At 68.3% G+C, this 26,211-nt stretch carries 23 protein-coding genes and 1 pseudogene; 8 read left to right on the forward strand and 16 right to left on the reverse strand.

The features are described 5' to 3' along the window. Positions 1–57: 57 nt before the first annotated feature. The gene (gene murJ / locus ACFWZ4_RS02795) at positions 58–1,665 is read right to left on the reverse strand and encodes a murein biosynthesis integral membrane protein MurJ (protein ID WP_439703213.1); all 1,608 of its coding nucleotides are present in this window, start codon (positions 1,663–1,665) and stop codon (positions 58–60) included. 244 nt (positions 1,666–1,909) lie between these two features. Between murJ and rpsT the strand changes: the two genes are divergently transcribed. Further along, complete coding sequence (gene rpsT, locus ACFWZ4_RS02800) at positions 1,910–2,173, forward strand: 30S ribosomal protein S20 (RefSeq protein WP_008213299.1); 264 nt, start codon at positions 1,910–1,912, stop codon at positions 2,171–2,173. Between the two features lie 107 nt (positions 2,174–2,280). Here rpsT and ACFWZ4_RS02805 read toward each other — a convergent pair whose 3' ends face one another. The 5 genes from ACFWZ4_RS02805 to ACFWZ4_RS02825 form a co-directional block, all read right to left on the reverse strand. Next, positions 2,281–3,321, reverse strand: a complete 1,041-nt coding sequence (locus ACFWZ4_RS02805; protein WP_439703214.1) for a N(4)-(beta-N-acetylglucosaminyl)-L-asparaginase — start codon at positions 3,319–3,321, stop codon at positions 2,281–2,283. Positions 3,322–3,517: 196 nt separating this feature from the next. Then, on the reverse strand, positions 3,518–4,588 hold the full coding sequence (gene cgtA / locus ACFWZ4_RS02810; RefSeq protein ID WP_439703215.1) for an Obg family GTPase CgtA: 1,071 nt from the start codon (positions 4,586–4,588) through the stop codon (positions 3,518–3,520). 156 nt (positions 4,589–4,744) lie between these two features. Continuing rightward, positions 4,745–5,002: a 50S ribosomal protein L27 gene (gene rpmA, locus ACFWZ4_RS02815; RefSeq protein WP_091336927.1), complete on the reverse strand. Its 258-nt coding sequence runs from the start codon at positions 5,000–5,002 to the stop codon at positions 4,745–4,747. 22 nt (positions 5,003–5,024) lie between these two features. Beyond that, positions 5,025–5,339: a 50S ribosomal protein L21 gene (gene rplU, locus ACFWZ4_RS02820; protein WP_209614596.1), complete on the reverse strand. Its 315-nt coding sequence runs from the start codon at positions 5,337–5,339 to the stop codon at positions 5,025–5,027. Positions 5,340–5,453: 114 nt separating this feature from the next. Continuing rightward, complete coding sequence (locus ACFWZ4_RS02825) at positions 5,454–5,987, reverse strand: DUF2059 domain-containing protein (RefSeq protein ID WP_439703216.1); 534 nt, start codon at positions 5,985–5,987, stop codon at positions 5,454–5,456. A gap of 195 nt (positions 5,988–6,182) precedes the next feature. On the opposite strand from ACFWZ4_RS02825, the gene uvrA reads away from it, so the two are divergent. From uvrA to ACFWZ4_RS02840, 3 genes are read left to right on the forward strand one after another with little or no spacing between them, the layout of a single operon-like run. After that, entirely contained in the window at positions 6,183–9,119 is a 2,937-nt protein-coding gene (gene uvrA, locus ACFWZ4_RS02830) for an excinuclease ABC subunit UvrA (RefSeq protein WP_439703217.1), read from the forward strand. After that, a complete protein-coding gene (locus tag ACFWZ4_RS02835) occupies positions 9,116–9,586 on the forward strand; it encodes an acyl-CoA thioesterase (RefSeq protein WP_439703218.1) in 471 nt (156 codons plus the stop codon). The genes uvrA and ACFWZ4_RS02835 overlap by 4 nt, the downstream gene beginning before the upstream one ends. Positions 9,587–9,588: 2 nt before the next feature. Continuing rightward, on the forward strand, positions 9,589–10,227 hold the full coding sequence (locus ACFWZ4_RS02840) for an AraC family transcriptional regulator (protein WP_439703219.1): 639 nt from the start codon (positions 9,589–9,591) through the stop codon (positions 10,225–10,227). Positions 10,228–10,231: 4 nt separating this feature from the next. On the opposite strand, the gene ACFWZ4_RS02845 is transcribed toward ACFWZ4_RS02840, so the two are convergent. Next, positions 10,232–10,732 carry a GNAT family N-acetyltransferase gene (locus ACFWZ4_RS02845; protein ID WP_439703220.1) on the reverse strand — a complete coding sequence of 167 codons (501 nt, stop codon included), beginning with the start codon at positions 10,730–10,732 and terminating at the stop codon, positions 10,232–10,234. A 155-nt stretch (positions 10,733–10,887) separates the two neighbouring features. Between ACFWZ4_RS02845 and ACFWZ4_RS02850 the strand changes: the two genes are divergently transcribed. Together ACFWZ4_RS02850 and ACFWZ4_RS02855 are read left to right on the forward strand one after the other, a co-directional pair. Next, on the forward strand, positions 10,888–12,339 hold the full coding sequence (locus tag ACFWZ4_RS02850) for a DUF4139 domain-containing protein (protein ID WP_439703221.1): 1,452 nt from the start codon (positions 10,888–10,890) through the stop codon (positions 12,337–12,339). Between the two features lie 118 nt (positions 12,340–12,457). After that, positions 12,458–13,219 (forward strand): enoyl-CoA hydratase/isomerase family protein, encoded by a 762-nt coding sequence (locus tag ACFWZ4_RS02855; RefSeq protein ID WP_439703222.1) that lies wholly within the window; start codon positions 12,458–12,460, stop codon positions 13,217–13,219. A gap of 95 nt (positions 13,220–13,314) precedes the next feature. Here the strand turns inward: ACFWZ4_RS02855 and ACFWZ4_RS02860 are convergent, their stop codons facing one another. The 3 genes and pseudogenes from ACFWZ4_RS02860 to ACFWZ4_RS02870 all read right to left on the reverse strand — a co-directional run bounded on the left by ACFWZ4_RS02860 (position 13,315) and on the right by ACFWZ4_RS02870 (position 15,802). Then, positions 13,315–14,178 (reverse strand): sulfurtransferase, encoded by an 864-nt coding sequence (locus ACFWZ4_RS02860; RefSeq protein WP_439703223.1) that lies wholly within the window; start codon positions 14,176–14,178, stop codon positions 13,315–13,317. Then, positions 14,175–14,989 (reverse strand): annotated as a pseudogene (locus ACFWZ4_RS02865) (NUDIX hydrolase). The gene ACFWZ4_RS02860 and the pseudogene ACFWZ4_RS02865 overlap by 4 nt, the downstream one beginning before the upstream one ends. Positions 14,990–15,091: 102 nt before the next feature. Continuing rightward, on the reverse strand, positions 15,092–15,802 hold the full coding sequence (locus ACFWZ4_RS02870) for an FKBP-type peptidyl-prolyl cis-trans isomerase (RefSeq protein ID WP_439703224.1): 711 nt from the start codon (positions 15,800–15,802) through the stop codon (positions 15,092–15,094). 145 nt (positions 15,803–15,947) lie between these two features. Here ACFWZ4_RS02870 and ACFWZ4_RS02875 point away from each other — a divergent pair, with 145 nt between their 5' ends. Next, on the forward strand, positions 15,948–16,730 hold the full coding sequence (locus ACFWZ4_RS02875) for an enoyl-CoA hydratase/isomerase family protein (protein ID WP_439703225.1): 783 nt from the start codon (positions 15,948–15,950) through the stop codon (positions 16,728–16,730). Positions 16,731–16,774: 44 nt separating this feature from the next. Here the strand turns inward: ACFWZ4_RS02875 and ACFWZ4_RS02880 are convergent, their stop codons facing one another. From ACFWZ4_RS02880 to ACFWZ4_RS02900, 5 genes are all read right to left on the reverse strand, one after another. Beyond that, positions 16,775–17,689 (reverse strand): DUF1684 domain-containing protein, encoded by a 915-nt coding sequence (locus tag ACFWZ4_RS02880; RefSeq protein WP_439703226.1) that lies wholly within the window; start codon positions 17,687–17,689, stop codon positions 16,775–16,777. 117 nt (positions 17,690–17,806) lie between these two features. Further along, complete coding sequence (mutL, locus tag ACFWZ4_RS02885; protein ID WP_439703227.1) at positions 17,807–19,618, reverse strand: DNA mismatch repair endonuclease MutL; 1,812 nt, start codon at positions 19,616–19,618, stop codon at positions 17,807–17,809. A gap of 84 nt (positions 19,619–19,702) precedes the next feature. Then, entirely contained in the window at positions 19,703–21,151 is a 1,449-nt protein-coding gene (locus ACFWZ4_RS02890; RefSeq protein WP_439703228.1) for an N-acetylmuramoyl-L-alanine amidase, read from the reverse strand. A gap of 162 nt (positions 21,152–21,313) precedes the next feature. Further along, positions 21,314–21,772, reverse strand: a complete 459-nt coding sequence (gene tsaE / locus ACFWZ4_RS02895; protein WP_439703229.1) for a tRNA (adenosine(37)-N6)-threonylcarbamoyltransferase complex ATPase subunit type 1 TsaE — start codon at positions 21,770–21,772, stop codon at positions 21,314–21,316. After that, positions 21,769–23,253 carry an NAD(P)H-hydrate dehydratase gene (locus ACFWZ4_RS02900; RefSeq protein WP_439703230.1) on the reverse strand — a complete coding sequence of 495 codons (1,485 nt, stop codon included), beginning with the start codon at positions 23,251–23,253 and terminating at the stop codon, positions 21,769–21,771. The genes tsaE and ACFWZ4_RS02900 overlap by 4 nt, the downstream gene beginning before the upstream one ends. A gap of 40 nt (positions 23,254–23,293) precedes the next feature. Between ACFWZ4_RS02900 and queG the strand changes: the two genes are divergently transcribed. Further along, the gene (queG, locus tag ACFWZ4_RS02905; protein WP_439703231.1) at positions 23,294–24,367 is read left to right on the forward strand and encodes a tRNA epoxyqueuosine(34) reductase QueG; all 1,074 of its coding nucleotides are present in this window, start codon (positions 23,294–23,296) and stop codon (positions 24,365–24,367) included. Positions 24,368–24,452: 85 nt separating this feature from the next. Here queG and pgi read toward each other — a convergent pair whose 3' ends face one another. Continuing rightward, positions 24,453–26,081: a glucose-6-phosphate isomerase gene (pgi, locus tag ACFWZ4_RS02910; RefSeq protein ID WP_439703232.1), complete on the reverse strand. Its 1,629-nt coding sequence runs from the start codon at positions 26,079–26,081 to the stop codon at positions 24,453–24,455. Positions 26,082–26,211 lie beyond the last annotated feature (130 nt).

The following is a 26,211-nucleotide window of genomic DNA, read 5'->3' on the forward strand; positions in this document are numbered from 1 at the left end:
GACGCCTGTGGCGGACTGTTCACGCGCTGCCGGAGCGTCCCGGGCGCCCCACTGGCATCAGACCCCACGCAATTCGCGCAAGCGGAAACCCATGGCAAACAGCGCCACGACGTAGGTGATCCCGCCCGCCCCCACCAGCACGGCCAGGTGCCAGACGCGCGTGAAGGTCGATACCGAGGTCCAGTCCTGCCACAGCCAGCGCCCGAGCAACAGCACGGCCACCATCGCGGCGCACGCCACCGCCAGCCGCAGGAAATGCCGCGTCCAGCCGTGTTGGCGTTCGTAGACCCCGGCCTGCTTGAGCCAACGCCACAAAAGACCCAGGTTGATGTAGCTGGCCAGCGCGCTGGCCATGCCCAACGCCATGTGCAGGCCCGGCACTTCGGCCAGCGCCTGCAGCCAGGGCGCCTGCTTCTGCGCCGGGGTGGCCCACAGTGCGAACAGCACCGCCACGAACAGCACGTTCAACGCCATGTTGGCGATGAGCGACGCCACGCCGGCTCGCACGGGCGTGCGCGTGTCCTGCCTCGCGTAGAACGCCGGCAACAGTACCTTGACCAGCGCGAAGGCCGGCAACCCGAAACTCAATGCGGTGATCGACAGCGTGGCCATCCGGGTATCGAACGCATCGAATCGGCCATGCTGGAACAACGTCGCCACCAGTGGCTCGGCCAGCAACATCAGGCCGAACATGGCCGGCACCGCGATCAGCAGCGTCGTGCGCAGGCCCCAGTCCAGCGCATGCGAGAAGCCGGTGCGGTCGGTGGTGACGTGATGACGCGACAGCGAGGGCAGGATCACCGTGCCCAGCGCCACGCCGAACACGCCCAGCGGCAGTTCCAGGAACCGGTCCGCCTGCGATAGCCAGCTTTGCGAGCCGGCAATCAGCAGCGAGGCGATCACGGTGTCCAGCAACAGGTTGATCTGCGCCACCGAGGAACCGAACAGCGTCGGCACCATCAGCCGCATGATCCGGCGCACCTGCGGATGGCTCCAGCCCCAGCGCGGCAGTGACAGCAGGTCCAGTCCGCGCAGCGCCGGCAACTGGAACAGCAACTGGAGGATGCCGGCGGCCAGGATCGCCCAGCCCAACGCAAGGATCGGCGTTTCCAGCCACTTCGACAGCCACAGCGCACCGGCGATCATGCACAGGTTGAGGATCACCGGCGTCAGTGCCGGCAACCCGAAACGGTGGAAACTGTTGAGCGCGCCACCGGACAGCGCGGTCAGCGACACGAACAGCAGGAACGGGAAGGTCAGCCGCAGCAGTTCCACGGTGAGGGCGAACTTCTTCGGTTCGTCCAGCGCACCGGGCGAGAACAGCATGGTGACCTCGGGTGCGAAGATCAGCCCGATCGCCGTGACCACCAGCAACACGCCACCCAGCGTACCCGACACCCGCGCCATCAACTCCTTGAGATCGGCGTGGCTCCCCTTCTCCTTCACCTCCGTGAACACGGGCACGAACGCTGTGGAGAAGGAACCCTCGGCGAACAACCGGCGCATGAAATTGGGAATGCGGAAGGCCACCCAGAAGGCATCGGTGGCCGCGTTCGCGCCGAACGCCGAGTTGATCGCCATGTCGCGCACCAGGCCGAGCACGCGGGAGATCATGGTCATGCTGCTGAAGGACAGCAGCCCGCGGAACATGCTGGGGGATTTCATGCGTGGAACGGAACCTGGCGCGGCCAAAGGCCTAGTGTGACAGCCCGCCGGGGCGCGCCGGTAGCCTCGATATGGCGACAAGGGGAAATGGAGTCGTTCGCAGGAACGCACCTGTGCGCGACCGCGGCCCGCATGAGGCGTGCATGCCCACGCGGTCGAGACCGCCTAAACAGTTGACCGGGCAGCGCATTGCCCGCATAATTGCCCGTCTTTTTCCAACCCAAGCCTTCTCTGGAGTTCTACCTTGGCCAACATCAAGTCCGCGAAGAAGCGCGCGCGCCAGTCCGAGCAGCGCCGCCTGCGCAACGTCAGCGCCCGTTCCATGGTGCGCACCGCCCTGAAGAAGGTCGTCAAGGCCATCGAGGCGAAGGACAAGGCCGCCGCCGTGGAAGCCTTCGCCGCCGCCCAGCCGGTCATGGACCGCTACGCCGCGCGCGGTCTCATCCACAAGAACAAGGCTGCTCGTCACAAGAGCCGTCTCAACGCGAAGATTCACGAGCTGGCGTAAGCCGGCCTCGCGTATCCAAGGGTTGAAGGGAAGGCCGGCGCAAGCCGGCCTTTTCGTATGCTCGTAAGAAAAGCAGGCAGCCACCCGGCCGTGTCCCTGCTCCCGGGTCAGGAGAAGCTGGTCGTGTACACGCTGGGCGAGGCGAACAGGCCGTCCTGCTTCTTCGCATCGCACACGGCGTAGGTAAACCCGCGCTGGATCGCGTGCGCGCCTACGGCACCGTCGCGTCGCAGCGCAAGGAAGCCCACCTGCATTTCCTTCGCCGCGTCCGGACGCTTCCTGACTATGCGCCGCACCGCCTCCTCGCAGGCTTCCTGTGGGCTGCGCCCCTGGCGCATCAGCTCGACCACCAGGAAGCTGCCCGCATTGCGGATGACCTCCTCGCCCACGCCCGTGGACGTGGCGCCACCCACCTCGCCGTCCACGTAGAGGCCCGCGCCGATGATCGGGCTGTCGCCGACACGACCGTGCAGCTTCCACGCCATGCCACTGGTGGTGCAGGCGCCGGCCAGTCGCCCGTGCGCGTCTACGGCGAGCATGCCGATGGTGTCGTGATTGTCGTGTCCGCCAGGCAGGCTGCGGTGGTAATCGAGGTTCTCGCTGTTGGCCACCGGCTGGTATTTCGCCGTCTTCAGCCACTCGCGCCAGGCCTTTTCGGCCTCGGGCGTGAGCAAGTTTTCCTCGTGGAAACCCTGCTCCCGGGCGAACTGCAGCGCGCCATCGCCGACCAGCAGCACGTGCGGCGTGGCCTCCATCACCCGCCGCGCCACGCGGATCGGGTGAGCGATGCGTTCCAGGCATGCGACCGCGCCACAACGGCCGTCGCTGTCCATGATGCTGGCATCCAAGGTGACGTGGCCATCCCGATCCGGATAGCCGCCCTTGCCGACGCTGTGATTGGCCAGGTCCGACTCGGGCACCTGCGCGCCCTGCTCCACCGCGTCCAGCGCCTTGCCGCCGCGAGCAAGTACAGCCCAGGCCGCCCGGTTGGCGGGCACGCCGAAATCCCAGGTCGAGATCACGCGGGCTCCGTCGGTGCCCGGCAGCGCGCCCTTCGAGGGGGCTGCGGCGGCGGTCGCGAAGCGAGGCGCGGCAAGCGCACCGGCGGCCAACACGGAGGTCTTCAGGAATTCGCGGCGAGAGGGCATGGCAGAGACTCTTCGGACAGAAGCTCCGCATGATGCGCGAATCGGACTGGGCAGGCGAACTTGAGGTTCCTGCAGGGCTTCTCAATCCGACCCGTGCCCCGTAACCGGGAAGGAACGCGCGGTGCTTCCTATCGAAACTGTCCCCCGTTCACGGGCACCGACAGGGCGGATGTGGAAAACCTCGCTAGAAGTTCGGCTACAGCTCGCCGCGCAGCCGCACGTCACCCGGTTGCATATCGACGCGCTCGTCGCGTACCTGGCGCTGTGACTCGAAGAATCGCTGCACCTGCTGGCAGACCGCCATGGTGTTGTCGCGCGCGATCGCCGACACCAGGAACCACGGCTCCTTCCATTCAAGCCGGGCCACGATGTCCTCGGCGATCGCCTGGCGCTCGTCCTCCGGCAGCACGTCGGCCTTGTTGAGCACCAGCCAGCGCGGACGCTCCAGCAGCTCGGGGTCGAACTTGGCCAGTTCCTCTTCGATCGCCCGCACCTGCTCGACCGGATCGGTGCCATCGATCGGCGCGATGTCCACCAGATGCAGCAGCAACCGGGTGCGCGAAACGTGGCGCAGGAACTGGATACCCAGCCCCGCACCCTCGGCGGCGCCCTCGATCAGGCCGGGAATGTCGGCGATCACGAAGCTCTGGTCGGTGCCCAGGCTGACCACGCCCAGGTTCGGATGAAGCGTGGTGAACGGGTAATCGGCCACCCGCGGCGTCGCTGCCGAAACGGCGCGGATGAAGGTCGACTTGCCGGCATTGGGGAAGCCCAGCAGGCCAACGTCCGCCAACAGCTTGAGCTCGAGCTTGAGCTCGCGCACCTCGCCAGGCGTGCCCGGCGTGGACTTGCGCGGCGCCCGGTTGACCGAGCTCTTGAAATGGATGTTGCCCAGCCCGCCCTTGCCACCCTCGGCCACCAGCAGACGCTGGCCATGCTGGGTGAGATCGCCGATCACCTCATCGGTATCGACGTTGGTGACGACGGTGCCGACCGGCACGCGGATGGCGGTGTCTTCGCCGCCCTTGCCGTACATGTCCGAACCCATGCCGTTCTCGCCGCGCTGGGCCTTGAAGCTGCGCTGGTGGCGGAAGTCGATCAGCGTGTTGAGGCCCTCGTCGGCCACCAGCCAGACCGAACCGCCGTGGCCGCCATCACCGCCGTTGGGACCGCCAAACGGGATGAACTTCTCGCGACGGAAGCTGACGCAGCCGTTGCCGCCGTCACCGGCCTGGACTTTGATGATCGCTTCGTCGACGAATTTCATGGTGTAGGGAGCCGCAACAGGAGGGGTGACAGGTGACCGCGAAGCTCAAGGTTAACCGGGAAGCTGCATGCTCCCCGTTCCTCGCTCGCCGATCCTTGCTTCACAAAAAACAAAAGCCCCGCCGGAGCGGGGCTTTCGCTGCAGCGCCGGGAGCGATCAGCCCTTGACGACGCTGACGAACTTGCGGTTGTTCTCGCCGCGGGTCTTGAACTCGACCACGCCGTCGGTCAACGCGAACAGGGTGTGGTCGCGGCCCAGGCCCACGCCGGTACCGGCATGGAACTTGGTGCCACGCTGGCGGACGATGATGTTGCCAGCCTCGATGGCCTGGCCACCATAGATCTTCACGCCCAGGTACTTCGGGTTCGAGTCGCGACCGTTGCGGGACGAACCTACGCCTTTTTTATGTGCCATGACTTAAATCCTCGGCTGTGTATCAGGCGTTGATGCCCGTGATCTCGACTTCGGTGAAATGCTGCCGGTGCCCCATCTGCTTCTTGTGGTGCTTGCGGCGGCGGAACTTGATGATGCGGATCTTGTCCGCACGGCCGTGGCGGCGCACGGTGGCCGAAACGGTGGCGCCGGCAACGGTCGGCACGCCGACGTTGACCGAATCGCCCGAGCCGACCAGCAGGACCTGGTCGAAGCTCACGTTGGCGCCTTCCTCGGCATCCAGCAGCTCCACGCGCAGCACGTCGCCCTGCTGGACGCGGTACTGCTTGCCGCCGGTCTTGATGACTGCATAACTCATGGGATTGTCCCTTCTGTCGTTATTCTCTTGGGTTTCACCGCGCGCGTACCGGCCGTGGTGAACGGCAAAGTATAACGACGCCGTCCGGGGCTGGTCAATCTTTGAGCAGGACGCTCAGTGACCCGCCGAAGAGCTGCCCGCGGCAGGCGCGACCAGCCGCGTCGCCGGTGCCGCCGCCGGCGCGGCCGGGCAGCGACCCTGGGCATCGATCCTGCCGCCCTTTTGCAGGTCGGCCAGCATCGCCTGGGCGCGTTCGCGGCCCCACTCCTGACCCAGTTGCATGCCTTCGGCCATGGTCGCGGGCATCTCGGTAATGACCTTCTTGCCCAGCGGCGAGCGGTAGAACTTCAACAGCCCCTGGATATCGGCCGCGCTGAAGTGGCGCTGGTAGATCGGCACCATGCGCTCGGTGAGCTCCCGCGCCCCCTTGGCGTCGATGAACCCCTGCCAGTAATCGGCCGGCACGCAGGGCAGTTGTTGCTGCATCATCGCAGCCATCTGGCTGTTCATCTGGCCCAGCATCCGATCCACGCCAAACACGTCCATCAGCTGGCGTACCTGCGCCTCGCTGGGCGGTTTGGGCGTGGCTGCCACCGCGGCGCCGGTCGCCAGCAGCAGGGCCATGCCCGTCAGGCTCCACTTGCGCATGTGCGTCTCCTCATCGTGTCCCGAGCCGGGTATTTGGCCACAGCCGCCAGCCTTTGCGTAGGTCCGCGGAGGACGCGCTCCCGCCCACCGGCGGTGTCCGAAAGAACGGCGGGCTGAAGCCCACCCTACCGGGCACTCAATTTCTGACCTCGGCAGGTTGGTATAGTGGCCGGTCTCCCCCATATCCCAGCGCGCATGGAAACCATACGCATCCGCGGCGCCCGCACGCACAACCTCAAGAACATCGACCTGGACCTGCCGCGCGATCGCCTGATCGTGATCACCGGCCTGTCCGGCTCGGGCAAATCCTCGCTCGCCTTCGACACGATCTACGCCGAAGGCCAGCGCCGCTACGTGGAGTCGCTCTCGGCGTACGCGCGGCAGTTCCTGTCGATGATGGAGAAGCCCGACGTCGACCATATCGAGGGCCTGTCCCCGGCGATCTCGATCGAACAGAAGTCGACCTCGCACAACCCGCGCTCGACCGTCGGCACGATCACCGAGATCTACGACTACCTTCGCCTGCTCTACGCCCGCGTCGGCACGCCGCGCTGTCCGGACCACGCCATTCCGCTGGAGGCACAGACCGTCAGCCAGATGGTCGACGCCACGCTGGCGCTGGACGCCGACAAGCGCTGGATGCTGCTCGCGCCAGTCATCCGCGAGCGCAAGGGCGAACACGTGCAGGTGTTCGACCAACTGCGCGCGCAGGGTTTCGTGCGCGCCCGCGTCGACGGAGTGGTGTACGAACTCGACGCGGTGCCGCCGCTGACGCTGCGCCAGAAGCACACCATCGAAGTGGTGATCGACCGCTTCCGCCCGCGCGAGGACCTCAAGCAGCGCCTGGCCGAGTCGTTCGAAACCGCGCTGCGCCTCGGCGACGGCCTGGTGATCGTGGTCGACATGGACGACGACAGCGCGCCAGAGCAACTGCTGTCCTCGCGCTACTCCTGCCCGGTCTGCGATTACTCGCTGCCGGAGCTGGAACCGCGCCTGTTCTCGTTCAACTCGCCGATCGGCGCCTGCCCCAGCTGCGACGGCCTGGGCGTGACCCAGGTGTTCGACCCGGCGCGCGTGGTCGGCCATCCCGAACTGCCGCTCTCCAACGGCGCGATCCGTGGTTGGGACCGGCGCAACCCGCACTACTTCCAGATGCTGCTCTCGCTGGCCGCGCACTACGGCTTCGAGGCCGATACGCGCTGGCGCGACCTGCCTCCGCACATCCAGCAGGCGATCCTCTACGGCAGCGGCAAGGAAAAGATCGCCTTCCGCTACCTCACCGAGCGCGGCGGCCGGGTGACCCGCGAGCATGCCTTCGAGGGCATCCTCCCCAACCTCGAGCGGCGCTACAAGGAAACCGAATCGTCCGCGGTGCGCGAGGAGCTTGCCAAGTACATCAGCGACCATCCCTGTCCGACCTGCGAAGGCCAGCGCCTGAACCGCTCGGCGCGCAACGTTTTCGTGTCCGACCAGCCGCTGCCCGCGCTGACCAACCGCTCGATCGACGATGCACTGGGATTCTTCGACGACCTGAAGCTCGCCGGCTGGCGCGGCGAGATCGCGGCCAAGATCGTCAAGGAAATCCGCGAGCGGCTGACCTTCCTCAACGACGTCGGCCTCAACTACCTCACGCTGGACCGCCAGGCTGACTCCCTTTCCGGCGGCGAAGCCCAGCGCATCCGCCTGGCCAGCCAGATCGGCGCCGGCCTGGTCGGCGTGATGTACGTGCTGGACGAGCCCTCGATCGGCCTGCATCAGCGCGACAACGAGCGCCTGCTGGGCACCCTCACCCGCCTGCGCGACCTGGGCAACACGGTGATCGTGGTCGAACACGACGAGGACGCCATCCGCATGGCCGACCACGTGCTCGACATCGGCCCTGGCGCCGGCGTGCACGGCGGCGAGGTGGTTGCGCAGGGCACGCTCAAGGACATCCTCGGCTCCGAGCGCTCGATCACCGGCCAGTACCTCTCGGGCACGCGCGCCATCGAGGTTCCCGCCGAGCGGCGCAAGCCGGTCGACGAGGACGCCTGGCTGCGCCTGAAGGGCGCGCGCGGCAACAACCTCAAGCACGTCGACCTGGCGATCCCGGCCAAGCTGTTCACCTGCGTGACTGGCGTGTCCGGCTCGGGCAAGTCCACGCTGGTCAACGACACGCTGTTCCGCCTGGCCGCCTCCGAGTTGAATGGCGCCAGCGCGCAGCCGGCGCCGTTCGAGTCGGTCAGTGGCATGGACCTGTTCGACAAGGTGGTCGACATCGACCAATCGCCGATCGGCCGCACGCCGCGCTCCAACCCGGCCACCTACACCGGGCTGTTCACGCCGCTGCGCGAACTGTTCGCGCAGGTGCCCGAGGCGCGTGCGCGCGGCTACACCCCCGGCCGCTTCAGCTTCAACGTACGCGGTGGCCGCTGCGAGGCGTGCGAAGGCGACGGCATGATCAAGGTGGAGATGCACTTTCTCCCGGACGTGTACGTGCCCTGCGACGTCTGCCATGGCAAGCGCTACAACCGCGAGACGCTGGAGATCCACTACAAGGGCAACACGATCGCGGACGTGCTCGACATGACGGTCGAGGACGCGCTGAAGCTGTTCGAGAACGTGCCGACCATCGCGCGCAAGCTCGACACGCTGCGCGCCGTAGGCCTGGACTACATCAAGCTCGGCCAGAGCGCGACCACGCTTTCCGGCGGCGAGGCCCAGCGCGTGAAGCTCTCCAAGGAGCTGTCCAAGCGCGACACCGGCCGCACGCTGTACATCCTGGACGAGCCCACCACCGGCCTGCACTTCCACGACATCGAGCAGTTGCTCGACGTGCTGCACCAGCTGGTCGACCAGGGCAACACCGTGGTGGTGATCGAGCACAACCTCGACGTGATCAAGACCGCCGACTGGATCGTTGACCTCGGCCCGGAGGGCGGCGCCGGCGGCGGGCGTATCCTTATCGCCGGCACGCCGGAAGAGGTGGCCGCTTCGTCCGAGTCACACACCGGACGCTTCCTGGTGCCGCATCTCAAGGCACCGGCGCCTGCCGAGGAAAAGCCGGCGGCCAAGCGCACCAAGAACACGCTCAAGCACATCGCCTCGGCCGACAAGCACAGGCCCATGCCGCGCAAGAAGAAGGCCCAATGAGCCCGCGCAAGTCGACGAAGAAGGCCGCGGACGAACGCCTTGCCGAACAGGCGCCGCCGGCCACGCCCACGCCGCTGTTCACCGCAGCGTTGCCGGTCCGCTGGCGCGACCTGGACGCGTTCAACCACGTCAACAATTCCAACTACCTCACCTACCTGGAAGAGGCGCGGCTGCAGTGGCTCAGCCATGTGCCGGGCCCGTGGTTCGACGAAAACGCGATGCCGGTGATGGCGGCCGTCCAGCTCAACTACCGCCGGCCGATCGAGTGGCCGGCGCAATTGAGCGTGGAGCTCTTCTGCGAGCGGCTGGGCACCAGTTCGATGACCATCGCCCACCGCATCCTGGATGTCGAGAACCCCGAGCGCCTGTACGGCGACGGCCACGTGGTGATGGTCTGGATGGACCCGGCCACCGGCAAGCCGGTGCCGTTGCCCGACGCGATCCGCCAGGCGGCCGCGCAGGACTGACCATGCGCGCCCGCGCCCATGCACCACGCACGGCCTTCCGGGTGCAGCGCAGCGGAGCGGGCGCGGTCGAAAGCATCGCCGGCGACCGGCATGCCTGGCGCTTCCGCCCTCATTTCCATGCCGGCGACGAGGTCGTACGGATGCTTGCCGGCCGCGCGCGGCTGTGGCTCCCAGCCGGCTGCCGCATGGTGAGCGCCGGCGACACGGTCACGGTGCCGGCGGGCACGGTCCATCGCTTCGAACCGGTCGACCGATACGGCTGGGCCTTCGTTTCCGAGTTCATGCCGAACCCGTGCGCTCCTGTCGCCACGGAGGTCGGCAACACGCTCGGCGCGCAAGCGCGCGAGCTGCTGATGCACCGTTCATCGCTGCATACCGACGTGGAAAGCGTGGCGCAGGCATGCGGGGTTTCGGCCGGCCATCTTGCACGTGCGTTCCGCCGCGAGACCGGCACCGGCCTGCACAACTTCCACGTCCTGCTGGCCTTGCACCACGCCAAGGCGCGGCTGCGCCAGCATGCGCCCGTCAGCGAGGCGGCGCTCGATGCCGGCTTTTACGACCAGGCCCATCTCAACCGGGAGTTCGTGAGGACGTTTGGCATGACGCCGGCCACCTTCCGTGCCGGCTGGGTCGCCGGCTGACCGCTCAGACCGTGCCGGGCGGAAGACCGAGCGCCATGTACAGCGTGCCGGGCACCGGGTTCACGTAGTACGGCTCGACGGGCTGGAACCCGAGCGAGGCATAAAGCTCGCGTGCGGCGTGCATCGAGGCGAGCGTATCCAGCAACACGCGGTGATGGCCCGCCTGGATCGCCCAGGCGATCGCCGCCTCTGCCAACAGTCGCCCCAGAGATCGTCCTCGCGCCGCGGGCCGCACGTACAGACGCTTGATCTCGCACTCGCCCTGCACTGACCACGGCCGCAGCGCGACGCAGCCCAAGGCGGCGCCCGTCGTGTCGCGGGCGAGCAGCACGACCCCTCGCGGCGGCACGTACTTTCCCGGCAGGTGCGCAAGTTCCGCATCAATGTCCTGGAAGGAAAGATCGATATCCAGGCTGGCCACGTATTCCTCGAAAAGCCCGCGCACGAGTTCAAGATCCTCGGGCAGGCGCGCGGGCGCAATGTCGATGATCGAAGGAGCTGGCATGGCCTGTCATCCGAAAGGGCTGGAGCCACCATAGCCGGGTGGCGGGCACCTGGCTTGGACAGACCTGACCGGCGCGAGCCGGGCTGCGCGGCGGTGGCCACGCGGGCGGCGGAACGGTCGCTATGATGAGCGCTCCCCAAAACGGAAGGTGCCCCATGACGACACTCCCCCGTTCCACGGTTCTCGCCACCGCTTGCGCTGCCTTCATGGCGATGTCCACGGCGCAGGCGGCAGACGCCGGCACCGCGCTTACCCTTTACCGAAGCGACAGCGCCGCCCTGTTCGCGTCCTCCGGCGACGGCAGCGTGGGTGAGGGCCATGCGGTGGTGCGCGAGCAGCGCACGTTGCAGCTCAAGGCCGGCACGCAGGACGTCGCCGTCGGCGACCTGCCGCTCTACCTCGATCCCGAAGCCATTGCGCTCTCATTCGGCAAAGACCAGGCCGTGCTGGTTTCCCAACGGCTGTTGCTCGGCCAGGGCAACGAGGCGGCACTCGCCGGGCTGGTCGGCCAGGAGATCACGGTGCTCGGCGACAACGGCGAGTCGCTGGCGCAAGGCACCCTGCTGCGCGCCGGCACCGGCCTGCTCGTCAAGGGCGCAATGGGCACGACGCTGGTACGCGACTACGCCGCGGTGCGCAGCGCCGGCGGGAGTTTCCCCACCGGCGCCAGCCTGCGCCTGCGCGTGGACGCCGCGCGTGCCGGCACCGCTATTGCAACATTGAGCTATCCCACCGCCGGCCTGGGTTGGCGCGCCGCCTACGTCGCCACGCTTGTGCCGGGCGGCACGTGCCGCATGCAGTTCGAATCGCGCGCCAGCATCGCCAACCGCAGCGGACGCGACTGGCACGATGCCACGCTGAAGCTGGTCGCCGGCGAACCGCGCTTCGCCAAACTGGAAGCGCCGCAGCCTATGGCGATGTCGATGGCCCGTGCCTACAAGGCCGGGGCAGCCGACATGCCGCAGCAGTCCTCGCTCGGAGATTACCGCCTCTACACGCTGCCCCAGCCGGTCGACCTGCCCGACGGCAGTGTCAGCCAGGTGCCGCTCTACGCGACCCGGACGCTGGCGTGCGAGCGCACCGCGCTGTACGAGAACGGCAACGCCTGGACACCGCCCGAGCCCATGCTTGCTCCCGACTTCAACACCGGCGGTGGCAACACCATCGAAAGCACCTTGCGTTTCACCGCCTTCGACAGCCTGCCGGCCGGCTATCTGCGCGTACTGGGCAACGACAACCAGGGCACGCCGCAATTCCTTGGCGAAGGCCGCATCGACGACACGCCCAAGGGCAGCGACGCCACCCTCTCGCTCGGCACTGCCTTCGACCTGCGTGCCGAGCGCGAGCGCACCTCGTTCAAGGTGGACAAGGCCGCGCGCGCGATGGATGAAGCGTTCCGCATCACCCTCACCAACGCTGGCGAGTCTGCGCGCGTGGTGACCGTGCGCGAGCACCCGAGCCGCTGGCGAGAATGGACGCTGGTGTCCTCGTCGGTCAAGCCGGACAAGCAGTCGCCGGACGTGCTGGAGTTCAAGGTGAATGTGCCAGCCGGGGGCAAGGCGACACTGGACTACGCGGTGCATTACCGCTGGGCCGCGGACCAGTAGCCACGACATATCGCTGCAGAGCGCTCCTGTGCGCGACCGCCATCCGTACGGTCATGCACAGGGGCGCTCCTGCAGCGGCCGATTCGTCGCGTTCAACAAACAAGCCAAGGATCACGCCATGCTCGACATCCTCCCGCACGACGGCGACATCGCCGAGATCCGCCTGGCCCGCCCGCCGGTCAATGCGTTGAACTTGGACCTGATCGCGGCGCTGCGCGATGCCCTCGCACAGGCGCCACGCGACGGCGCGCGCGGGTTGGTGATCTCCGGCGCGCAAGGCCTGTTCTCCGCTGGCGTGGACGTGCCCGAGCTGCTGCAACGCGACCGCGCCGGCGTGCGGGCTTATTGGCGCGCGCTGTTCGACCTGTGCGCGGACCTCGCCCATTTGCCGGTCCCGGCGGTGGCGGCGATCACCGGCCACAGCCCCGCCGGCGGCGCCGTGCTGGCGTTGTTCTGCGACTACCGCGTGATGGCGCAGGGCCCGTTCCGCATCGGCCTCAACGAGGTCCAGGTCGGCCTGATGGTGCCCGACTGCATCCAGCTCGCGCTGCGTCGCGTGGTCGGCACTTACCGCGCCGAGCGGCTGCTGGTCGCCGGCGCCATGATCGAGGCCGAGCAGGCGCTGGCCTGCGGGTTCGTGGACGAGCTGACCGGCGTGGACCAGGTGGTCACCCGCGCGGTGCACTGGCTCACCGAACTGCTGGCGCTCCCGCGCCACGCGATGCTGGCCACCCGCGAGCTGGCCCGCGCTGACCTGCGCGCGGCATGGAAGGATGTCGATGCCCTGCCGCTGGACGCCTTCATGGACGCCTACTTCCACGCGGAAACACAGGCGACGCTGCAGGGACTGGTCGCGCGGCTGAAGGCCAAGGGCGCCTGAGCCGCCGATCCTCTTCTTCGGAGGCCATCCGCGGGTGACGCTCTTCAACCCGTCCGGGGAAAAGGCATCGCCCACGAATGGGCTCCACAGTCAGCTCAGCCGGTGGCGATCGGTCGCGACGGGTCGCTCACCCAGCCGCTCCATGAGGGCGCATAAAGACGCGAACCCTTCAGCCCGGCATGCTCCATCGCCAAGAGGTTGTGGCAGGCGGTGACGCCCGAGCCGCACATGTGCACGACGTCCTGTGGCCGCGTGTCGCCCAGCACCGCCGCAAACTCCGCGCGCAGTCGTGCCGGCGGCTTGAACCGCCCGCTGGCGTCGAGGTTGTCCGCATAAGGACGGTTGAGCGCGCCGGGGACGTGGCCGGCGGCGCGATCCAGCGGCTCGGTGTCGCCGCGATAACGCGCGGCCGCGCGCGCATCCAGCAACACCGGGGCAGGATCGGCGTGCAACGCGGCGTGATCGGTGATCGCCTGGGTGGGATCGAAGTGCACGTCGAGCTGGCTCGGCGTGCGCTCGACGGCACCGCTTTCGACCGGCAACCCGGCCTCGCGCCAGGCGGCGAAGCCACCATCGAGGACGGCAACCTCGCGCACGCCGGCCAGGCGAAGCAGCCACCAGAGGCGGGCCGCCGCAAGCGCACTGCTGCCGGCATCGTAGGCCACCACCTGCAGGCCCGGACGCCAGCCCCAGCGGCCGAGCACGGCGGAAAACGCCCGCTCCAGCGGCAGCGGATGGCGGCCCAGTCCCTGGCCCTTGCGGCCGAGGTCGGAAAGGTCGTGTTCCAGGCTGGCATGCACGGCGCCCGGAATATGGGCCTCGCGGTACTCGCGCTCGGGCTTGTCCGGATCGGCCGCGCCGGCGCCGGCTGGATCCGCCCGGCAATCGACGATCAGGACCTGGTCCGGCGGTATCGCTGCCAGCGTGGCCGCATCGATCAGCGTGGTGTGCAGGCTCATGCGTTTTCCATCCTCTCGAGCAGGTTGAGGAGCATCGCGGCGGTCGCTCCCCAGATGCGATGGCCGCCGTGGACGAATTCCGCCATCGCCCGCCGGTGCCCGCGGTAATCCATCACGTAGCGCCTGAGGTTTGCCGGTTCAAGGAAGAACGCGAACGGCACCTCGAAGACTTCGGCCACTTCTGCCGGGGTCGGGTAGAGCATCGCGCGCTCGGCGATGCGCGCGACCACCGGCGTGACGCAATAGCCGCTGATCGTCTCGAAGCAGTCGAGGAAACCCAACGGTTGCACCAGCGCGCGCTCCAGCCCGATCTCTTCCTCGCTTTCGCGCAGGGCGGTGTCGATTGCATCGAGGTCGCCCGGATCCTGCCGGCCTCCGGGAAAGGCTACCTGCCCCGCATGCGATTGCAGGTGGGCGGTGCGCACGGTGAGGACCAGTCGCGGTTGCACGCCTTCGCGCACGCCGACCAGCACGGCTGCGGGGCGCCTCGGTGTGTCGCCGAGCAGGTCGGCCATCTGTGCGTGATTCCAGCCCGGGGCCGCGGGCGGATCGGAGAGTGGCCGCAGAATACGAGGCAGCGCGTCGAACACGCCCTCGTCCGGACGCTCCGGCGCGCCGTCCATCACGCCCTCGCGCGCGACGGCAGGATCTCGCGCATGTAGCGCAGGCGCTCGGCGTCGTCCATGGTCCGCCAGCGCGCGATTTCCTCGCCGCTGCGCAGGCAGCCCTCGCACCAGCCGCGTGCATCCAGGCGACAGATGCCGATGCAGGGGGTCAAGGGGGCAACGGGAACGGGGGGGTCGTGCGGCATTCGCACGATTTTAGCCGATGCGCGGACGCCTGGCTGTGCGGCAAGTACCTCGACTTCACCCTGAGCGCTGGCGCAACGCGCCGGAATCAATGGACCTGCTCGCTACTTGGCGATATCCAGCAACTCGATCTCGAACACCAGCGCCTCGTTCGGCCCGATCCGCGGCAGTTGCCCGCGTTCGCCGTAGGCCAGTTGCGGCGGGATCACCACCTTCCAGCGATCGCCCACGTGCATGCGCGGGATCACGTCCTGCCAGCCGGGGATGACCTTGTCGACCTGGAACGTCACCGGTGCACCGTGCGCCCAGGAACTGTCGAACTCGGTACCGTCGACCAGCATGCCGCGGTAGTTGACCGTCACGGTGCTGGTGACCTTGGGCGTCTGCGTGCCCGCGCCCGCGGCGATCACCGCGTACTGGATGCCCGAGGGCAATTGCACCACACCCGGGCGCTTGCGGTTCTGTGCCATGAATTGCGCGCTCTTGCGCGCGTTGGCCGCCGCGATGTGCTTGAACTCGTCCACCGCGTTGGCATGCAGTTGCTGCTCCAGGCGCTCGAGCTGCGCGTGCATGTCCTGCATCGGGACGGCCGGATGGCGCTTGGCATAGGCGTCGGCCATGGCCTTCTGCACGGTGGCCAGGTCCACGTCGGGTTCACCGCCGGCGAACTGGCTGCCGATCTGGTAGCCGATCGCGTAGGACAGCTTGTGCTTGTCCAGCTTGACCTGCGACGACGGCGCGGCGGCGCGATCCTGCGCATGTGCCACGCTTCCCAGCAGCAGCATGCCAAGCGCCAGCCCACCCAGTCGTGTCATGCCTTGCCTCCATCGTCGACGGTACCGACATGCTAAGCGCTATGGCGACGCCATGCAGCGTCGCAGCCGGCGTTGCTTCGAACCCGCGCGACGGCAAAGGTTCCCGCGCTACCATGCGCGTTTTCCCTCCGCCGGAGCGCTTGTCATGGCCTATCGCAATCTGGAAATCGCCAACCGCGACGCGGTGCGCATCATCACCGTCAACCGCCCCGACAAGCTCAACGCGCTCAACCGCGACACGCTCAACGAACTGACCCTCGCCTTCACCCAGGCGGCGCAGGACGACGCGGTGCGCGCGTTGGTGCTCACCGGCGCGGGCGAAAAGGCTTTCGTCGCGGGCGCCGACATAGCCGAGATGAATGGCTATACGCCGGTGCAGGCGCAGTCGTTCTCGCGCACCGGGCAGCGCCTGATGAGCACGATCGAGCGGCTGGGCAAGCCGGTGATCGCGCGCATCCAGGGTTTCGCGCTGGGTGGCGGAATGGAATTGGCGATGGCCTGCCACCTGCGCGTGGCCAGCGAGAAGGCGAAGTTCGGCCAACCGGAAATCAACCTGGGCCTGATCCCCGGCTTCGGCGGCACCCAGCGCCTGGTACGGCTGGCCGGCCGCAGCGCCGCGCTGGAGCTGTGCCTGACCGGCGCGCCGATCGGCGCGCCGCGAGCCTATGAGCTTGGCATCGTCAACCGCGTAGTGGTGCCCGAGGCGCTGGACGAAACCGTCGACGCGCTGGCCAACCAGTTGGCCGCCGCCGCGCCGCTGGCCGCCGCGGGCATCCTCGATGCGATTCTGCTCGGCGGCGAGACGGCGCTGGACCAGGGCCTGGAGTTCGAGACACAGGGCTTCGCGCTGGCCTTTGCCACCGAGGACATGCGCGAAGGGACGAACGCGTTTCTTGCCAAGCGCAAGGCGGAGTTCAAGGGTCGCTGAGACCTTCTGCAGGAGCGCCTTCGGGCGCTCCTGCAACAGCGGCGTCAGTGTCCGCCGCGATACTTCTTCTCACCGGCCGTCACGGCGAGATCCAGCCGGTTCTCCGGCGGCGCCAGCGGACAGGTGGCGAATGGCGTGAACGCGCACGGCGGGTTGTAGGCCTTGTTGAAATCCAGCTCCACCTTGCCCGGCTGCCACAGGCCGCCCTTGGGCAACGCCGCGTAGAAGAACCGCGCGGCGCCGTAGGTTTCCTTCCCGGACGTGCGGTCGGCAATCACGAAGAACAGCTCGCCGCCCGGTTCTTCCTGGTAGGGCATCAGTTCGAAGGTGTGGCCGTCGCGCTGGAACACCGCCTTGCCGGGAACGTCCACCGCCTCGATGGTGCCGATCACCGAACCGATCTCCAGCTTGTGTCCGGGCGCGAACGGTACCCAGTCGGCCTGGACGCGCCAGGACGGATCGATCGGGAAATAGTCGATGCCCGCGAAGTGCGCGCGGGTCGGCGCTTGGGGATCCTTGACGCGCAGCGCCTTGCGGCCGTCGCGGTCGATCACGTAGAAGCTCGCGCTGCCGAAACGCACGAGGGTGGGACCCGCGGCGCCGGCGTGCATGTCGTCGACCAGCGTCGCCTCGGTGACGCTCTTGCCGTCGATGGTGGCGCCCGCATCCTTGTCGAGCGCGATGCGCTGGCTGCCGTCCGCCGCGAGCGTGACCGTGCCCAGGCGGGCCGGACCGGCAGAGAGCACGATGTCGTTGTCGGCGCCGCTGCCGATGCGGTTGGCGCCTTCATGCAGCCACTCCAGTCCGATCAGGCTCAACCAGCCGTCCGGAGCGGTCAGCCGTGCCACGCGGTCGGCGCGCCATTGCTCGACCTGGCGGGAATACGGATCGGTATCGGCGGCGTGCACGGCAACGGCTCCCAGGGTGATGGCGGCGAGGAACAGGCTGGCGCGAAGCATGGGGCTCTCCAGCGTGGGGTGGCGTTCGAGTATAGACGAGCCCGCATGCGTGCCCCGTGGATCGCGCCTGTGCGACCGGGACGCAGGGCGCTCGCCCACAGGTGCGCTCCTGCAGGATCAGCGACCGCGCAGGAACAGCCGATCGAGTTCGCCCACCGACAGCTGCACCCAGGTCGGCCGCCCGTGGTTGCACTGGCCGGAGCGCTCGGTCGCCTCCATCTCGCGCAGCAGCGCATTCATCTCCGGCAGCGTCAGCCGCCGCCCCGCGCGCACCGAACCGTGGCAGGCCATCGTCGATAGCAGTTCGTTCTCCAGCTCCTGCAACCGTCGCGAACTGCCGTGCTGGGCCAGCTCGGCCAGCACGTCGGTGGTGAGCTGGCCGACGTCGGCGCCCTCGAGCAACGCCGGGATGCGCCGCACCACCACGGTCGACGGACCGCTACGCGAGAGCTCCAGACCCCAATCGGCCAATGCTTCGGCGTGTTCCTCGGCGGCCGCGGCTTCCTTCGCGCTCACGGACAGGCTCAGCGGCACCAGCAGCATCTGCGAGCGCAGGTTGCTGCAGGCGCGACCGTTCTTGAGCTTTTCGTAGGTGATGCGCTCGTGCGCCGCATGCATGTCTACCAGCACCAGGCCGTGCGCATTCTCGGCGAGGATGTAGATGCTCTTGAGCTGGGCGATGGCGAAGCCCAGCGGCGGCGCCTCGCGCTCGTCGGTCTCGGGCATCGCCGTGGCCACGGCAGCGTCCATCCGCGCCGATGGCTCGCCCAGCAGCGTGGCGTAATCGGCCAGCGGCTCGTCACGCAGGCCGAGGCTGAGCCGGCTTTGCGCGAACTGCGCGGGGCGTCCACTCGCCTGGCCACCGTAGGAATACGACGGTGCCGACGCCGTCTCCGGTTCGAGCGACGACGGCTGCGCTGCCAGCCCTGCCCGCGTTTGCGCCAGCGCCTCGTGCAGGCTGCGAAAGAGAAAATCGTGCACCAGCCGCTGCTCGCGGAAACGCACCTCGTGCTTGGCCGGATGCACGTTGACGTCCACGCCGGCCGGATCGAGTTCCAGGTACAGCACGAAGGCGGGATGGCGACCGTGGAACAGCACGTCCGCATAGGCCTGGCGCACCGCATGGGCGACCACGCGGTCGCGCACCAGCCGCCCGTTGACATAGAAATACTGGCCATCGTTCTGCCCGCGCGAAGCGGTCGGCAAGCCGACCCAACCGGACAGCTGCATGCCCGCCGCTGCGTGGTCGATGTGCAGGCTCTGCGCCGGGAAGTTTTCGCCCAGGACCTCGCCCACACGGGCCAGTGCGGCCGATTGGTCCTGGCAGGCCCTGAACAGGCGCAGCGGCTTGCCGTTATGGCTCAGGCGGAACTCCACCGAGCGGCGCGCGAGCGAGAGGGATTTGAGCAAATCGTCGATGTGCGCCAGTTCCGTGCGCTCGGCGCGCAGGAACTTCCGCCGGGCAGGCACGTTGAAGAACAGGTCACGCACCTCGACGCTGGTGCCCGCCGGATGCTGCGCCGGACGCACCGGCTGCATGCGCCCGCCGTCGACTTCCAGCCGGAACGCGCTGTCGGCATCGCGCAGGCGCGACGTCAGCGCGAAACGCGCCACCGAGGCGACCGACGCCAGCGCCTCACCGCGGAAACCCATGCTGGCGACGTGCTCGAGATCGTCGAAGCTGCCAATCTTGCTGGTGGCATGGGACGCCACCGCCAAGGGCAGGTCGTCCGGCCCGATGCCACCGCCATCGTCGCGCACGCGGATCAGCCGGGCGCCACCCTGTTCGATGTCCACCTCGATGCGGGTAGCGCCGGCGTCGAGGCTGTTCTCGACCAGTTCCTTCACCACCGAGGACGGCCGCTCGATCACCTCGCCGGCGGCGATCTGGTTGATAAGGTCGGGAGGAAGCTGGCGGATGACGGGCATCGCGCAAGCTTAAAGGGTGGCGGTGGCGTTGCCCATGCCGCGACGTTTCCCGCGGGAGCGTCCCTACGGGAAGGTCAGGCTGGCTCAGCCGGCGGGAATGGCCAGCACCGCGCCTGTCTGCACGGTATCGCTGCTCATGCGATTGGCGCTCTTGAGCGCATTCACGCTGACGCCGTACTGGCGCGCAATGCTGCCCAGGCTCTCGCCGCGCTCGACCCGGTGCAAGTCGCGCACGTTGGCGTCTGCGCGCGTGTCCGCCACCGGCGTGGACGCCTCGGTGGCCGAAGCGAGCGCGCCGCTGCGGCGCATGGCTTGCGCAGCAAACCAGGTGCCCTGCGGCGGAGTCGACTCGAAGTAGTTGCGCACGCCACCGGTCACCGCTTCGGCCAGCTGGCGCTGGTGAGCCGGATCGCGCAACTTGCGCTCCTCGGCCGGATTACTGATGAAGGCGGTCTCGACCAGGATCGAGGGCACGTCCGGCGAGCGCAGCACCACGAAATTGGCGTGCTCCACGTGGCCGCGGTGGGTCGGCCCCAGGCTGGCCAATGCCTTGAGCACGTTGCCGGCGATCGACTCGCTGGCCTGGATGGCGTAGCCCTGCTGCAGGTCCAGCAGTACCGCGGCCAAGCTGTCGTCCTTGTCGTCCAGCGAGACGCCGCCGATCAGGTCGGCGCGGTTTTCGCGGTCGGCCAGCCAGCGTGCCGCCTCGGACGTCTTGCCGCGCGGCGACAGCACCCACACCGACGAGCCCTTGGCATCGCTGCTGGTGAAGGCGTCGGCGTGGACCGAGACGAACATGTCCGCGTTCTGCTCGCGGGCGATCTGGTAGCGACGCTTGAGCGGGATGAAATAATCGCCGTCACGGGTCAGCACGGCTTTCATGCCAGGCTGGCGGTTGATCTCGGCGGCCAGGGCGCGCGCCACCGCCAAAGTGACGTCCTTTTCCTGCGTGCCGCTGGGGCCGTGCGAGCCGGGATCCTTGCCGCCGTGGCCGGCGTCGATCGCGACGATCACCTTGCGCTCGCCGCCGAGCAACGCGGCAGCCTGCCTGGCGCCCTTGCCCACGCTGGAAGTCGGCTTGACGCTGGCCAGCACGCCCGGCGCAGGGTCGTCCGTCGTATCCGCGATGGCCCCGTCCTTGCGAGGATAGAGATCCAGCACCAGGCGGTAGCCGTGCCCGCCGGCAGGCTTGAGCAGGAAGGTCTTGGGCCGGGAGCCCTCGGCAGCTTGGGCCAACAGATGCAATTGCCCACCGGAAGCGCGGCTGTCCAGGCTCTTGTAGAGGCCTTGCGCCGCCGGTGCGGCGAAACCGCGCGCCAGGCCACCGCCGGGCAGCTCCAGCTCGACGGTGTCGCCGTCGCGGCGCAGCCTGTAATCCACCGGGCCGGACAGATCGAACACGACGCGGGTGTAATCCGGGCCCGCCCAGACGCGGGCGCCCTGGACATCGGCCGCCTGCACCGGGCGCAACGGAAGCGCGGCGGCAAGAGCCACCAGGCCGAGACTTCCCAGGCGCGCAAACGTACGTGTCATGGCGTCGCATTGAAACGCAGCAAAAATGCGATTGCAAGGGTTTTTCCCTTGGATATCCATAACCTGCATCGCATTTGTCATGACTGTCCAAGGTATGGCCAGCAAGCCGCGCTTTCCCGGCGCAAAACCGCCAGTAGCACTTTTTTCTTACGGAACCGTAACTTAGGACTCGGCCAAACGCCTCAACAAGTCCCTTCCGCGGTCGCTGTGCGGGACGGCCCTGGCACACCGTCCGGAGTTGGCATGCTCCAGCTCCAGGACCAAGTCCGGCGCCGGCAAGGCACCGGTGCCCCGCTCGGGCCACTCGACCAGCACCAGTGCAGCCGGATCGCCGAGGGCGTCCAGGCCCAGCCATTCCAGTTCGCCAGGGTCGGCGATGCGGTAGAGGTCCAGGTGCCAGGCGATAAGTTCGCCGGCGCGATAGGACTCGACCAGGCTGTAGGTCGGGCTCTTGACCCGCTCACCCACGCCCAGGGCGGTAAGCAGCGCACGGGCGAAGCTGGTCTTGCCGGCGCCCAGGTCGCCGTGCAGGTAGAGCACCATGCCGCCGTCGATCGCAGCAGCGAAGCGTTGGGCCAGCGCCGAGGTGGCGGTTTCGTCGGGGAGGGTCCAGTAGCTCATCCATCCAGTCCGTTCAGCAGGCGACGCAGCGGGAACAGCAAATCGCTGGCGACGAGGCCGCGCTCGCCCCCGCGCGCGGCATGGTCGCCGGCGCGCGCGTGCAGTCCCACGCCGAGGCGGGCGGCAGCCGAGGCGGTACAACCCTGCGCCAGCAAGGCGGCGACGAGGCCCGTCAGCAGGTCACCCATGCCGCCGGAGGCCATGCCCGGATTGCCCCATGGACAGACGTCCAGACGGCCATCCGGATCGGCGATCAGCGAGCCTGCACCCTTGAGCACCGCCACCGCCCCGAAGCGCAGCGCAAGCGCGCGGGCAGCGGCGAAGCGGTCATCCTCGACCTCGCCAACGGAGCAACCGAGCAGCCGTGCGGCCTCGCCCGGATGCGGCGTGAGTACCACCGGCCGGGACTGATCGAAGCGCCGCGGCTCGGCCACGAGCAGATTGAGGCCGTCGGCGTCCAGCACCAGTGGCAGCGGGCTGTCCAGGGCGGTCAGCCAGAGCGCGTGGCCCCACGCGCCCTGTCCCAGGCCCGGGCCGACCGCCAGCACGGTGGCGCGCTCGAGCAGCGGCTCCAATGCCTGGGGACCGTTGACCGCGTGCGCCATCAGTTCGGGGCGGGCGGCGTTGAGCGCGACCAGGTGTTCGGTCCGCGTCGCCACGCTGACCAGGCCCGCGCCACCACGCAAGGCGGCCTCGCCGCACAGGCGGATCGCGCCAGCCGTGCCGTGGTCGCCGCCGACGGCGAGCACATGGCCATTGCGCCCCTTGTGGTCATCGCGCCGGCGAGGTCCCAACGCGCCCGCTTCGAGCAGATAAGCATCGGGCGCCTCCTGCCACAGGCTGTCGGGAAGGCCCAATGTGGCCAGCTCCACGCGCCCCGTATGCGCGCTGGCCTGCCCGGTGTGCAGGCCGCGCTTGGCGGCGATGAAACTCACCGTGAAGCTTGCCCGGATCGCCGCGCCCGGGCAGTGCCCGGTGTCGGCATTCAGGCCCGAGGGCACATCCAGCGCCAGGACCGGCTTGCCGCTGGCGTTGAGGCGTTCGATCAACTCGGCCGCGGCCGGTTGGGGCGGCCGGTTCAGGCCGGTGCCATAGAGCGCATCGACATGGACGTCAGCGTCCGGCAACGAAGATGTTCCCTGCCAGCGGTGCACCGGCACACCCGCCTGCTCACAGGCGGTCCGGGCGCTGGCGGCATCGCCTTCGCCCGGGGACTCTTCCAGTGCGTGCACGTCGGCGACCAGGCCGGCCTCATGCGCCAGCAGCGCGAGCAGGTAGCCGTCGCCACCGTTGTTGCCGGGCCCGCAGTACACCGCGATGCGCCGCGCCTGAGGCCAGTGGCGGCGAAGGCTGGCGAATGCTGCGGCGGCCGCGCGGCGCATGAGCTCATGGCCGGGAATGCCCAGCTCCCCGATCGCGCGCCGATCCAGTGCGCGCACCTGGGCGACGGTATAGAGGGCGTGGCGATGCGGCGCGGTCATCGGGTGATTATAGGTGCGGGCTCGCCCTTACAATGGCGTCATGTCCGCTGTCCCTTCCCCCGACTACGCCGCGCTGGCCCGTGACATCAAGCAGTGGGCGCGCGAGCTGGGGTTTTCCCAGACCGCCATCAGCGGCATCGAACTGGGCGAGGACGAGTCGCACCTCGAACAGTGGCTGGGCGATGGCCTGCACGGCCAGATGGATTACATGGCTCGCCACGGCACTCGCCGCAGCCGCCCGGCCGAGCTGGAACCGGGCACCTTTCGGGTGATCTCGGTGCGCATGGACTACCTTGCACCCGGCACCCGGCACGCCTGGGACGTGATCAACGACGGGGAAGCCGGCTACGTCGCACGCTACGCGCTGGGCCGCGATTACCACAAGCTGATGCGCAACCGGCTGCAGAAGCTTGCCGAACGCATCCGCGAGGCCATCGGCGAGTTCGGCTATCGCGCCTACGTGGACTCGGCGCCGGTGCTGGAGAAGGCGCTTGCGCGCAACGCGGGCCTGGGCTGGATCGGCAAGCACACGGTGCTGATCAACAAGGATGCGGGGTCGTATTTCTTCCTCGGCGAGCTCTACACCGACCTGCCGTTACCGGTCGATCCGCCCGCCACCGCTCACTGCGGTACCTGCGCGCGTTGCATCGACGTATGCCCGACCCAGGCGATCCTGGGACCTTACCGGCTCGACGCGCGGCGGTGCATTTCCTACCTCACGATCGAGCTCAAGGGCTCGATCCCCGAGGAACTGCGCGCACCCATGGGCAACCGCATCTTCGGCTGCGACGACTGCCAGCTGGTCTGCCCCTGGAACAAGTTCGCACAGGACGCGACCGAGCCGGACTTCGCGCCGCGGCACAGCCTGGACGGCGCGAAGCTGGTGGAGCTGTTCGCGTGGAGCGAAGAGGAATTCCTGCGCCGCACCGAAGGCATGGCGATACGGCGCACCGGTTACGAGGGTTGGTTGCGGAACATCGCGGTGGCGTTGGGCAATGCGCCTTCGTCCACGCAAGTCATCACCGCCCTGCATGCGCGGGAGAGCCACCCTTCGCCCGTCGTCCGCGAACACGTTGCCTGGGCATTGGCCCGCCACGGAGCCGGGCCTCTGTAGCAGCGCACCTTGTGCGCGACCGCCATCCGGGCATTACCGGCATGCATGGCGCTACCGGTCGCGCACAAGGTGCGCTCCTACAAGGTCAGCTGCGGCGCTCGCGGATCGCTGCGATCAAGGCGCAGGTCGCCGCATCCAACGGCGGCACGTCCGACTCTTCGCCGCGCAGCGCTGGCAGGATCTGACGCGCGATGCTCTTGCCCAGCTCCACGCCCCACTGGTCGAACGCGTTGATGCCCCACAGGTGGCCCAGCAGGAACACCTTGTGCTCGTACATCGCGATCAGTGCGCCGAGGCTTTCGGGCGTGAGTGCATCGAGCAGGATCACCGAACTGGGGCGATCGCCCGGGAACGTGCGCTGTGCGGCCAGTTCGCGACCACCGGCGGGGTTCTCGGCCAGCGCCTCGTCCGCGGTCTTGCCCAGCGCGAGCGCGGCCGCCTGCGCAAGCAGGTTGGACAGCAGCGCATCGTGGTTGCCGTGCAGCGGATGCGCCGGGTTGACGACACCGATCAGGTCCAGCGGCACCACCTCGGTGCCCTGGTGCAGCGCCTGGAAATAGGCGTGCTGCGCGTTGGTGCCGACGCTGCCCCACACCACCGGCACGGTCGGCTGTCCCACCGGCGCGCCCTGCGGCGTGACTGACTTGCCCAGGCTCTCCATCTCCAGCTGCTGCAGGTAGCTCGGCAGGTCGCCGAGCAGGTCCGCGTAAGGCACCACCGCGCGCGTGGGGAACCCCAGCACGTCGCGATTCCATATTTCGGTCAGCGCCAGCAACGCCGGCAGGTTTTCCCGCCAGGGCGCGCTGCGGAAGTGATCGTCCATGCGCGCGCCGCCGGCCAGGACGTCGCGGAAGCCTTGCATGCCGATCGCCAGCGCCAGCGAAAGCCCGACCGCCGACCACAGCGAATAGCGCCCGCCGACGTAATCCCACATCGGGAAGATCTGCCTGAGCGGCACGCCCCAGCTACCCGCCACCTCGGTATTGGCGCTGACCGCCAGGAAGTGCCGCGCCACTGCGCGCTCGTCGCCGCCGCAGGCTTCCGAAATCCAGCCACGCAGCACGTTGCCGTTGAGCAGCGTCTCCTGCGTGGTGAAGGTCTTGGAGACCATCACAACCAGCGTGGTCTTCGGATCCAGTCGGTTGGTCAGGTCGTAGGCGGCCTGGCCATCGACGTTGGTCAGGAAATGGCTGCGCACCTTCGGCGTGCGGAACGGTGCCAGTGCGGCCACCGCCAGGCGCGGGCCCAGGTCCGAGCCGCCGATGCCTATGTTGACGATGTCGGTCACCGTCCCGGGCAGTCCGAGCGCCTCCTGGCGACCGTCATGGATGGCATCGACCAGTTCGCCGATGCGCTCGAGCGTCGCCTCGATCTCGCTGCGCGCCTCGGCAGGCGCGGGTGAAGGCATGGACGAGCCACCGGCACGCAACGCCGTGTGGAGCACCGCGCGCCCTTCGGAGGCATTGATCGGCTCACCGGCGAACATCGCGTCCCGCGCGGCCTGCCAGCCACCGGCTTCCAGCTGCGCGCCAAGCGCATCGAGCGCCGCCACGTCCAGCTTCTGCCGGCTCAGATCGAGCAGCAGAGGACCTGCGCGGCGCCGCAAGCGCTCACCGCGGGCCGGGTCTGCGATCAGCGTGCGCAGGTGGGTCTGAGAAAGGCGGCGGGCGTGGTCGGCGAACAGCGAGGCGTACGTCGGGACGTTGGCTGGCATGGGCAGACGCGCTGGCAAGGGAAGCCTTGCATCTTAAGCCGTGCAAGCGTGAGGAACACGTAGGACGCACGCAGGGTGGGCCTCAGCCCCGTACCTTGTCGCACCCTTGCGGGTGGGCTGGCGCCCACCC

It is taken from the genome of Frateuria sp. GZRe12 (assembly GCF_051900535.1).
GTDB lineage: Bacteria > Pseudomonadota > Gammaproteobacteria > Xanthomonadales > Rhodanobacteraceae > Frateuria_A.